Origin of the sequence: Pseudomonas sp. D3 (assembly GCF_029320995.1) — a bacterium.
Classification (GTDB): Bacteria; Pseudomonadota; Gammaproteobacteria; order Pseudomonadales; family Pseudomonadaceae; genus Aquipseudomonas; species Aquipseudomonas paraveronii.
In genome coordinates, this window is sequence record NZ_CP119772.1 from 106,405 (window position 1) to 117,171 (window position 10,767).

Here is a 10,767-nt window from a genome sequence, read left to right on the forward strand (position 1 = left end):
AAACCTTTAATCAGCCCAGGCAGACGGATCACGTTCGCCTAGGTATAGTGCCGCCCCTCTTCGCGCCAACGGTCGTCGGTAACGAGGCCCGGACACACGCGAAACCGCATGAATAACAACACCCGCAAAAGGATTGGGTCGAACCGTCGCGCACTGCCTGGTGCCAAGCGACAGCGTCGAACCGTCCTGCGTTTGCCATTAGAAAAATCAGCGAGGAACACTCCATGCTCGAAGTCATCAACGACTTCCTCTCCGGGAAAGTACTGATCGTGCTCATTGTCGGGCTCGGCGGCTACTTCACGATCCGCTCGCGTTTCGTTCAGTTGCGTCACTTTTTCCACATGTTTTCGGTGTTTCGCGACAGCCTGAAAAACAGCTCCGACCAGCTCAGCTCGTTCCAGGCGCTGATGCTCAGCCTGGCCGGCCGCGTCGGTGCCGGTAACATCGCAGGCGTCGGCATTGCCGTGACCCTGGGCGGCCCGGGTGCCGTGTTCTGGATGTGGGTCACCGCGTTGGTGGGCATGTCCTCGAGCTTTATCGAGTGCTCCCTCGGCCAACTGTATAAGCGCACCGACGCCGAAGGCACCTTCCGTGGCGGCCCGGCCTATTACATCCAGCATGGCCTGCACAAACGCTGGCTGGGCATGGTGATGGCGTTCCTGCTGCTGGTGACCTTCGGTTTTGCGTTCAACGGCCTGCAAGCCCATGCCGTGACGCATTCGCTGAACAATGCCTTCGGCCTCGACACCACCTACACCGGCCTGGCCCTGGCGGCATTGCTGGGCCTGGTGTTCATCGGCGGGATCAAGCGGATCGCCTCGATCGCCGACCTGCTGGTGCCGGTCAAGACCCTGGTCTACATCGCCGTGACCCTGTACGTGATCGTGCTGCAATTCGACCACGTGCCGGCCATGCTCGCGACCATCGTCAAGAGCGCGTTCGGCCTCGACCCGGCTTTCGGCGGCCTGGTGGGCAGCGCGATCATCATGGGTGTGAAGCGCGGCGTGTTCGCCAACGAAGCCGGTTTGGGCAGTGCGCCTAACGTGGCAGCAGTCGCGTCGGTGGAACACCCGATCGCCCAAGGTGTGGTGCAAGCGTTCAGCGTGTTCCTCGACACCTTCGTGATCTGCACCTGCACCGCGTTGCTGATCCTGCTCTCCGGTTTCTACACCCCAGGCTTCGAAGGCGACGGCATTGCCCTGACCCAGAACTCCCTGGCGGCCGTGGTCGGCGAGTGGGGCCGGATGTTCATCTCGGTGGCCCTGGCGTTGTTCGTGTTCACCTCGATCATGTACAACTACTACCTCGGCGAGAGCAACCTGCGCTTTTTGGTCGGCAACAACCGCAAGGTGCTGATGGGCTACCGCGCACTGGTGCTGGTGCTGATTTTCTGGGGTTCCATTGAGAACCTGAGCACCGTGTTTGCCTTTGCCGACATCACCATGACGATGCTGGCATTCGTCAACCTGTTCGCCCTGGCGTTCCTGTTCAAGATTGCCATGCGCATCCTGAACGACTACGACAACCAGCGCGCAGCGGGCATCAAGACCCCGGTCTTCGACTCCAGCCAGTTCCCCGACCTGGACCTGGACCGCAACGCCTGGCCGGCCAACCCGGTGAAACCGGAGCCTGCCGCTAAAGCGCCTGCTGAATCGATCGCGCTGGCGCAACGCTAAGCGTAGATGACACGCCGCCTGGCCTTGGGCATGCTCTGGGCTTGGCGGCGTTTTTCGTTCAGGAGATTTTTCGATGCAAGCAGCTAACAACGTCATGGTGCTCTACACCGGCGGCACCATCGGCATGCAAGCCAGCGCCAACGGCCTGACCCCCGCATCCGGTTTCGAAGCCCGTATGCGCGAACAACTCGCCAACCAGCCCGTGCCTGCATGGCGCTTCCGGGAAATGGCGCCGCTGATCGACAGCGCCAACATGACCCCGGCCTACTGGCAGCGCCTGCGCACCGCCGTGGTCGAGGCCGTGGACGACGGTTGCGACGCGGTGCTGATCCTGCACGGCACCGACACCTTGGCCTACAGCGCGGCCGCCATGAGCTTCCAACTGTTGGGCCTGCCGGCGCCGGTGCTGTTCACCGGCTCCATGCTCCCCGCCGGCGTGCCGGACAGCGATGCCTGGGAAAACGTCAGCGGTGCGCTGTTGGCCCTGGGCCAAGGCCTGGCGCCGGGTGTGCAGTTGTACTTTCACGGCACGCTGATGGCGCCGACACGCTGTGCGAAGGTCCGCAGTTTCGGGCGCCATCCGTTTGCCGCGCTGCAACGCAACGGCGGTGTGGCCAAGGCCGAGGCACTGCCCGCTGCATTGGATTACCGTCAGCCCAAAGCCCTGGCCAACGTCGGCGTGCTGCCGCTGGTGCCGGGCATCGCTGCCGCGCAACTGGATGCGCTGATCGGCAGCGGCCTCAAGGCACTGATCCTGGAATGCTTCGGCAGCGGCACCGGGCCCAGCGATAACCCCGAGTTCCTCGCCAGCCTCCAGCGTGCACAGGCGCAAGGCGTGGTCGTGGTCGCCATCACCCAATGCCATGAAGGCGGCGTGGAACTGGACGTCTACGAAGCGGGCAGCCGTTTGCGTGGCGTGGGCGTGTTGTCCGGTGGCGGCATGACCCGTGAAGCCGCGTTCGGTAAGTTGCAGGCCCTGCTCGGTGCTGGCCTCGCGACCAGCGAAGTGCGCCGCCTGGTGGAACTGGACCTGTGCGGTGAGTTGGCCTGAATCAGGTCGCAACCTGAGTAAAAAACCCCGGCCAACTACATAGTTAGCCTCCTCCGTGCCTTGCCACTTTCTAGCATGCCGAAGCTGTTCTTCCGGCAGCGTCCATGAAATGGCAAGGCAGGAACCCATGAGCCAACAAACGTCTACCCCCCCACACAGCCCCTCCGATACGCTGATCACTCAACTCTGCGTCGGCCCCGCCTTCCGGGAAGCCGCCAGCGCGTTGCTACGGCGCTCGTTGCAGGAACGCTACCCAGACCTCGGCATCGACCCGGACACCGCCATGGTCGGCACACCGGTATGGGACGTTGTCGACGACGAAATCGTCGCCCGCCCCACCGGGTACCAGCCCCTTACCGACATCCTCACCCACCAGGCCGTCTCGGGCGAACCCACGCTCTATATCGAAGGCGTGCACTTCCTCATTCAGCAGAAAAACCAGCAACCCACCGCCCACCTGCCGGTGCGCATCACACAGATCGCCACCCTGATCAACCTGCTGGCGCCCCTGATGCTCACCGCCTATCAGGAACAACAAGTGGCGTTCTGGAACACCAGCAATGGCAACTCCGGCACCCACTGGCAAGCCCTGTCCAGCACGCTGCGGTCGCTGTGGAACGTAACCCGTGTCGAGGGGTGGGACGCGCAGGACTGTGCCATGGCCCGCACGCTGTACGCCGCGCCTGAACTGACGCGCCGCCAGGTCGGCGACGACTTCGCCAGCCGCGCCTACCTGGTGGACGTTGATCAGGTCGACGGCGCAACCGTGACCCACTTGGGCGTGCTGTCGATCGCCGTGCTGATCGGCAGCTATGAAGGGGAGACCCTTATCCTCACCTACTCGCTGCTCAACGGTTACGAAAAGTTCACCTCGCTGGAGCAACTGGGCCGGAGCTTGCCCGACTACCTCAACCGCCAATCGCGCACCCATATCCAGTGGCGACTGTTCGAACCCACGGGGCATTTTTTCGATCACCAGGCTTGCACGCTGATCGCCCATCAGCTCGCCTTCATTGCGCAACTCGACGTTCAGCAACTGAGCCGCACCGACCCCAGCGAGTCCTCACTCAACCTGCCACCGGCCACCAAAGAGCTGGTGGGTGAAAAGCAACCCGACCTCAAACCCTATCTCGACGCGCTGCCCAAGTGGCTGACGTCTGCCTCCACCACCGACCTGAGTCTCTACGCCCGCTATCTGAAAGACCTCGCCGCCCTGCACAGCCTCAACGCCGGCAAGTCCTATGACGACGACATCCCGCAGATCCAGACCTACGCGCTGGACAGGCTGCGCGCCGAGATGCTTAAGGAGCACGCCGACGCGGCGAACCTGCACTTGGATAACGTCGAGATTCAGGTGCGCAGCCTGATCGTCTGGGGCAGTTTCACCCTGCCGGGCAAGGTCGACACCAGCCTCTTCAGCCTGGCCGACCTGGCCCTGCAAAACCTGATCAGCCTGCCCCTCGGCGACAAAAGCATTCGCCTGCGCAACGGCGGCGCCCTGCCTGAGTGGCTGACCGTGGCCTACATCGAAAGCCTGATCCTGCGGGTGGACATCGGCCAACACTACCCGGCCCTGGCCAAAAGCAAGTTGCTCGACAACGCCCTCGAATCCACCCGCCGCCAGGGCCTGTACAGCAGCCATTTACGTATCCAACTGCCGCTGCAGGCGTTGCAATACAAAATCAGCCAACGCGCCGGGGTCGACGAGCTGGGATATCGCTACGTCGCTGCCGTGCTAGCGCCAGAGGCGGCGGACCGCCAGGTCGACGGGCAAACCATCGTCCTTCGCCCCCTGGCCTTCGCACCGAAAAACCGCGGCGCAGGCACGCAAGACGTGGTCGCCAACATGTTTGTGATAGGCCCCCAAGACCAGAGCGCCGGGCCCTGCCTGTTGTATCGCCCGATGGCCGAGCTGCAACTGCTGCAATACCCGTCACCGGCCGACCTGCTGTATGCGATCCGCCAATCGCGCCATCTGCGCGACTCGGTCCTGGCCTGGCTGCCGGACAGCGTGCGCGACGACTATGCCCGCTACGCGTTCCCCGGCGAGCTGCCCTCACCCTGGGCCGTCGTGGAGCTGCTGCTGGACCCGGTCAAACTCTATACGATGAGCGGCCCCATGGATCTCGGTACGCAAGTGCTCAGCGGTGACCTGCCCGGCGAGCTGTTCAAGGCCAACGCCAACGCGCTGATCACGCTGGCGGACCGTCAGTCGGCGTCGAACGCCGAAAGCCGCTGGGCGTCGTTCAAGCAGGCGGGCTGGCTGATCTTCAACGCGGCGCTGCCGTTCCTGGGCCGAACCGTGAACACCGCCGCCTGGATCTGGCAGATCCTGGATCAACTACAAGCGGTGGTCGACGCGCAGCAGCAGGACAAACCGGCTGAATGGTCCGCCCTGGCGGCATTACTGCTCAACCTCGGGATGGTGCTGACCCTGCACATCGCCAGCCGCAACGCACCGTCAGAGCCCCGCCTGGCCAAGGAAGAACCCGCGCCGAAACTTCCCGTCGAGCCCGAGGTGATCGCCAAGCCCGTAACGGTCAAACAGTTGGCCAACCTCTCGGCACCTGAACTGCCCGGCAATCACCCGCATGCCCTGCACACGCTTGCCGCGATCAATCGCAATGCCAGCGACCTGGGCAGCCTGCTGGACAGTTTCAAGGTCGAAAAGCCGGGGGTGCGCAGCAAAGCCTCGGCGCGCATCGGCCCTCAACGTCACCTCTACCCACTGCTCGATAAATGGTACGCACAGGTCGGTGAACGCTGGTTCGAAGTGACGGTGGACGAGAATGACGACGTGCAGATCGCCGACCCCAAGCAACCAATGCGCAACGGCCCCTTTCTGATCGGCAATCTCAAGGGCGAGTGGTTCATCGACACCCGGCTGCGCCTGCGTGGTGGCGGCTCAAGGAGCCTGGAGCGCAAAGCCCGGGCGGCAGCCGAACGCAAGGCAAGCCAACTGCGCGCCCCGATCACCACCTTCGAGCAACAGAAAAAGACCGCCCAGGAAACCCTGCAAAAGGCTCATCAAGCATTGGTTGACGCCCCGTCGACCTCGGCCCAGGCCGCGCAAAGGGCCTACCTCAATCAACTGGAGGCCCAGCGCACAGACTATGAAACCGCCCTGCAAAACCTCAAAGAGTTGAATGTGGTTGCCCCAACGCCCGACTACCTGCACCGCGCCGTGGGGTATGTCAAAGCTCAACTGAGCCTCAGTTGGACCGGCCTCAACGAGGTGCTGAAAGCCTTTACCCCCAAATTACGCATAACCTTGGACCACATCGCGAAGCAGGCCGCCGATGCACGCGTGCGCAACATCCCCGATGCGCTCGAAATGAACGAAACGCTGCGCGGCATGGTTGGGCGCCTGGATTACTTCGAAACGCGCTTCAACGAACTGCGTGACTTGCCCGGCGAAGGCCTGCGCCTGATAAAGGACACCAAAAGCCTGCTGCCCGCCTACAGCAGCGGCGACCTCAAGGCGTTGCAAGTGACCTTGGCCCGCAACCTGTGCCTGCGCGAAAACACCACCCTCAGCGCACCGCTGGCGTGGACGGCCATCGACCATATCGTCGATGCCTGCGACATCGCCATCCAGGCCCTACGCGACACCTTGCGCGAGCACAGTGACAAGCGAATCGACGAACAGATCGAGACCCTGAGCAGCCTGATCGAACAGTTCACCGTGCTGGGCGAGCGCCTGCAGGACTTCCCCACCGAATTCCCCAGCGTCTCGCTGGCGGAACCACTGACCCGACTGCGCGACCAACTCGATGAGTACACCAAGCGCGCCAGTAACCATCTTGCGCATTTAGCCGACCGGCGCAGCACGCTGAGAGCCACCCCCAGCCCGCCGCCCACTCCGCCACGCGCGCAGAATAAATTCATCCGCACCCGTTACCACGGCATGGTGGTGGGCGAGCCGCAGTTGTCCGACGCGGGCCTGGACACCGGGCTGGTGGATGTTCGCTCGCCCCTGTCCAACACCGTGGTGGCCACGTTTCACGAAAAACCGGACGGCTTTTGGGTGCAACGGGTCAGGAGCGAACAGACGGTGAGCACGCCCATCGACCTGCAAACCAGCGTGGACACCGGCCAGGACCTGCTCGACGGATTACCGGACTTCAAACAACGGATCACCGGGCTGGCCAGTCAAGCCCAGCGCACGCCCATCGGCATCGAATACTTGTACCATCAACACGCCCAGCGCCTGGAACAAGCCACGCGCAACATCGAGCAAGCCCTGACCCAGAAGAACCTCGCGCAAGGCGACGTGGCCCTGGCCAGCACCGTCAAAAAGGCACTCAGCGACGCCGCGACCACCCTCTATCAACACTCCATCGAGAACGTGCTGAGAATGACTCAACAGCACCCGCCCACCCCCTCCGGCGTGCAATGGCTCAAGGCCCGCAACGCGATCACCATCAAAAAAACCATCAGCCGACGGCGCATCAAGTCCATCAGGCCCGATTACCTGGACGAATACACCATCACCGAAAGCAGCACCCATAAGGTGCTGTGGTATGCGCATTTTCACTACTCGACCGACTGGACCACGTCCCGGTCGTTTATCCGCGCACGCCTCAAGACACCACGAGAGCACAGCCTTGGCGCGGCAGCCGATACCACCAAAGGCCTGAGCAGCACACAACGCGTGGCATTCCACCGCAGCGAGATCAACGAGAGTCAGGCCGCAACGTTATTTTTCAACCCGGCCTGACACGCAGACGACGGCACACAACTTGCTCCTTCACCGCACCAGACCCGTTGGAGCCGTCGATGCTGCACGCTCATCTCACCACCCTCAACGCGGTGTCGCTGGTGCTCAACACCTTCAAGGCCGAAGGGCTGCCCAGCGAGGCCTTGCTCGCGGGCAGCGGCATCTGCGCCGCGGACTTGAGCCGCGCCGACACGCGCATCACCACCAATCAGGAAATGCGCGTATGCGCCAATGCCGTGGCCCTGCGCCGGGATGTCGGCCTGGCGCTGGGCCGCCAGATGCATGTGTCGGCCTACGGCATGCTCGGTTACGCACTGCTGACGAGTGCCACCTTCGGTGACGCTTTGCGCCTGGCACTGCGGTATCCGGCGCTACTGGGAACACTTTTCGAACTGAGCCTGGAGGCGGATGGCGAGCGCATCTGGTTCACCGCCAGTGACTATCGGGAAAACCCGGCCATGCAGATGTTCAACGTCGAACTGTGCCTGGCCTCGCTGAAGGTGATCTGCGACGACCTGCTCGGCCAGCCCCTGGCGCTGCTTGGCGCGCGCTTTGAATACAACGCGCCGGATTATCGGGCGCGCTACAGCGAGTGTTTCGCCTGCCCGCTGCAGTTTGACGCCGGCACCAACGCGTTCGCCTTCGACAAGCACTGGCTCGACCAGCCCCTGCCGCTGGCCGACGCCGTGACTCACCAGGCCATGGCCGAGCGTTGCCGCAAGCAGAACCTGGAGTTCACCGGCCGACAGGCGTGGCTGGGCAGAATCCGCCAGTTGCTCGCCAGCCAACTCGGCGCCGCGCCGGGGATTGAAGGCCTGGCCGCGCAGATGAACTGTTCACCGCGCACCCTGCGCCGGCACTTGCATGACCTGGGGTGCAGCTATCAGGAACTGCTCGACGAACTGCGCTTCGAGCGGGCCAAGCAATGGCTGGCCACGGATGAATTGCCGATCTACCGCATCGCCGAGCAACTGGGGTTCAGCGAAACCGCCAGTTTCCGGCATGCCTTTGTGCGCTGGAGCGGCGTGGCGCCGAGCCAATTTCGCGCATGACGCCCCATTAATGGGCGAATTGCGGACACACAATTTGGCCCGATTTATCCCCTTTTGGCCGCTCCTGCCGTTCTCATAAAGCGCGTCGCCCGCAAGACTGCAAGCACCGATACCGCCTGCGGAGAACAACAAAATGCTGACGATCTACTCGGACGATCACCACCTGCACCACGGCCGTTGTGAACTGATGGACGGGCAACTGATGCCCTGCTTTGAAATGCCCGCGCGCGCCGACCACGTACTGCAACGGGTCAAAGAGCGTGGGCTGGGCCCGGTCCTTGCGCCGCAGGACTTTGGCCTGGCGCCGCTTGAACGTGTGCACAGCCGCGACTACCTGGACTTCTTCCAAGGCGCCTGGCAACGCTGGACCGCATTCGGCGAGGACGGCGACCTGTTGCCCTACACCTGGCCCGCCCGCACCTTGCGCCACGTGTTGCCCACCAGCCTGCACGGCCAACTCGGTTACTACAGCTTCGACGGCGGCGCACCGATTACCGCCGGCACCTGGCAAGCCGCCTACAGCGCCGCCCAGGTCGCGTTGACCGCGCAACAAGCGATCCAGCGCGGCGCCCACAGTGCGTTCGCCTTGTGCCGCCCGCCGGGGCACCATGCCGCCGGCGACTTGATGGGCGGTTATTGCTACCTCAACAACGCCGCCATCGCCGCCCAGGCGTTTCTCGACCAGGGCCAGCGGAAGGTGGCGATCCTCGACGTGGACTACCACCACGGCAACGGCACTCAATCGATCTTTTACGCGCGCAACGACGTGCTCTTTACCTCGATCCACGGGCACCCGGAGGCAGAGTTCCCGTTTTTCCTCGGCTACGCCGACGAACGCGGAGAAGGCGCCGGGGAAGGCTTCAACTTCAACTATCCGTTGCCGGCCGGTTCCGACTGGCCGCACTGGAGCGCAGCGCTTGACGAGGCTTGCACAGAAATCGAGCGTTACGCCGCCGACATCGTCGTCGTGTCCCTGGGCGTGGACACGTTCAAGGACGACCCCATCTCGCAGTTCAAGCTCGACAGCCCGGACTACCTGGCCATGGGCGCACGCATCGCACGCCTGGGCAAACCCACGCTGTTTGTGATGGAAGGCGGCTACGCCGTAGCAGAAATCGGCATCAACGCCGTCAACGTTCTCGAAGGTTTTGAGGGGTCCATCCAATGAACATGCTCAAGTCGCTCGTCCTCTGCGCCGCCGTTCTCGGCGGCGCGGCCCATGCCGAAGAGAAAACCCTGCGGGTCTACAACTGGTTCGACTACATCACGCCCAAGGCGCTGGAAGACTTCAAGGCGCAAAACCCCAACGTCAAACTGGTGTACGACATCTTCGACACCAACGAGGCGCTGGAAGCCAAGCTGCTCACCGGCAATTCCGGGTACGACGTGGTGGTGCCGTCCAACGTGTTCCTCGCCAAGCAGATCGAAGCTGGGGTGTTCCAGCCCCTGGACCGCAGCCAACTGCCGAACTGGAACCACCTCGACCCCAAGCTGATGAAGCTGATCGAGGCCAACGACCCCGGCAACAAGTTCGCCGTGCCCTACATGTACGGCACCATCCTGATCGGCTTCAACCCCGACAAGGTCAAGGCCGCGCTCGGCGCCGATGCGCCGGTGGACAGCTGGGACCTGATCTTCAAGGAAGAGAACATCAGCAAGCTCAAGCAGTGCGGCGTCGCGCTGCTCGATTCGCCGTCCGAGATCCTGCCGCTGGCCCTGCAACACCTGGGCCTGGACCCCAACAGCAACAACCCCAAGGACTATGAAAAAGCCGAAGCGCTGCTGATGAAAATCCGCCCGTACATCACCTACTTCCACTCCTCCAAATACATGGCCGATATCGCCAACGGTGACATCTGCGTGGCCGTCGGTTACTCAGGCAGCTTCTCCCAGGCCGCCAACCGCGCCAAGGAAGCCAAGAACGGCGTGATCGTGGACATGCGCCTGCCCAAGGAAGGCGCACCGATCTGGTTCGACATGCTCGCGCTGCCCAAAGGCGCGAAAAACCCGCAGGACGCCTACACCTTCATCAACTACCTGCTGCAACCGCAGGTGATCGCGCCGATCAGCGACTTCGTCGGTTATCCCAACCCGAACAAAGACGCGACGGAACTGGTCGACCCTGCGATCCGCCACAACCCCAACCTGTACCCCACCGAGGCGGCGATGGCCACACTGTATACCTTGAAACCCCTGGGCCGCGACGCCGAGCGCGCCAGGACACGGGCCTGGACCAAGATCAAATCGGGGACCTAGGGGCGCCCCGCT

6 protein-coding genes are annotated in these 10,767 nt (G+C 63.1%); all 6 read left to right on the forward strand.

Annotated features, from left to right (window positions below):
• Positions 1 to 224 precede the first annotated feature (224 nt).
• The 6 genes from P3S72_RS00520 to P3S72_RS00545 all read left to right on the forward strand — a co-directional run bounded on the left by P3S72_RS00520 (position 225) and on the right by P3S72_RS00545 (position 10,755).
• Complete coding sequence (locus P3S72_RS00520; protein ID WP_276195509.1) at positions 225 to 1,676, forward strand: alanine/glycine:cation symporter family protein; 1,452 nt, start codon at positions 225 to 227, stop codon at positions 1,674 to 1,676.
• A 73-nt stretch (positions 1,677 to 1,749) separates the two neighbouring features.
• Positions 1,750 to 2,727 carry an asparaginase gene (locus P3S72_RS00525; RefSeq protein ID WP_276195510.1) on the forward strand — a complete coding sequence of 326 codons (978 nt, stop codon included), beginning with the start codon at positions 1,750 to 1,752 and terminating at the stop codon, positions 2,725 to 2,727.
• A 127-nt stretch (positions 2,728 to 2,854) separates the two neighbouring features.
• Positions 2,855 to 7,447 carry a DUF6543 domain-containing protein gene (locus P3S72_RS00530; protein WP_276195511.1) on the forward strand — a complete coding sequence of 1,531 codons (4,593 nt, stop codon included), beginning with the start codon at positions 2,855 to 2,857 and terminating at the stop codon, positions 7,445 to 7,447.
• A 59-nt stretch (positions 7,448 to 7,506) separates the two neighbouring features.
• Positions 7,507 to 8,499 carry an AraC family transcriptional regulator gene (locus P3S72_RS00535; RefSeq protein WP_276195512.1) on the forward strand — a complete coding sequence of 331 codons (993 nt, stop codon included), beginning with the start codon at positions 7,507 to 7,509 and terminating at the stop codon, positions 8,497 to 8,499.
• Between the two features lie 133 nt (positions 8,500 to 8,632).
• Complete coding sequence (locus P3S72_RS00540; RefSeq protein WP_276195513.1) at positions 8,633 to 9,667, forward strand: histone deacetylase family protein; 1,035 nt, start codon at positions 8,633 to 8,635, stop codon at positions 9,665 to 9,667.
• Positions 9,664 to 10,755: a polyamine ABC transporter substrate-binding protein gene (locus P3S72_RS00545; protein WP_276195514.1), complete on the forward strand. Its 1,092-nt coding sequence runs from the start codon at positions 9,664 to 9,666 to the stop codon at positions 10,753 to 10,755. The genes P3S72_RS00540 and P3S72_RS00545 overlap by 4 nt, the downstream gene beginning before the upstream one ends.
• The last annotated feature ends 12 nt before the right edge of the window (positions 10,756 to 10,767 follow it).